Raw genomic sequence first — 239 nt, 5'->3', positions numbered from 1 at the left:
CAGCACGAAGAATAAGATCAACTCTCCAACCCAAAGGAGAGTTGAAATGGCAAAACGACGTACCAACCTAGAATGGCAATCACTGTTTGAGCAATATGAAAGCAGCAGTGTTACCCAACGCGCTTTTTGTGAAGAGCATGGACTGAGTTTATCCACGTTCTTTGCCAAACGGCGTCAACTCCAAACAGCAAGCCAATCGGAATCTGTCGGATTTGTTAAAGCCGAAATCGTTGAAAAGA

Annotated in this window: 1 protein-coding gene; it reads left to right on the top strand. The window is 44.4% G+C overall.

What is annotated here, in order from left to right:
- Positions 1–46: 46 nt before the first annotated feature.
- On the top strand, positions 47–239 hold a 193-nt coding region (gene tnpA / locus AB4209_RS22270; RefSeq protein WP_408063596.1), incomplete at its 3' end, for an IS66 family insertion sequence element accessory protein TnpA.

Origin of the sequence: Vibrio sp. 10N.286.48.C11, from assembly GCF_041469805.1 — a bacterium.
In the GTDB taxonomy this organism is placed as follows: domain Bacteria; phylum Pseudomonadota; class Gammaproteobacteria; order Enterobacterales; family Vibrionaceae; genus Vibrio; species Vibrio crassostreae_C.
The sequence above is the reverse complement of the archived record's forward strand: the minus strand, read 5'-3'. Positions and strand labels throughout refer to the sequence as shown.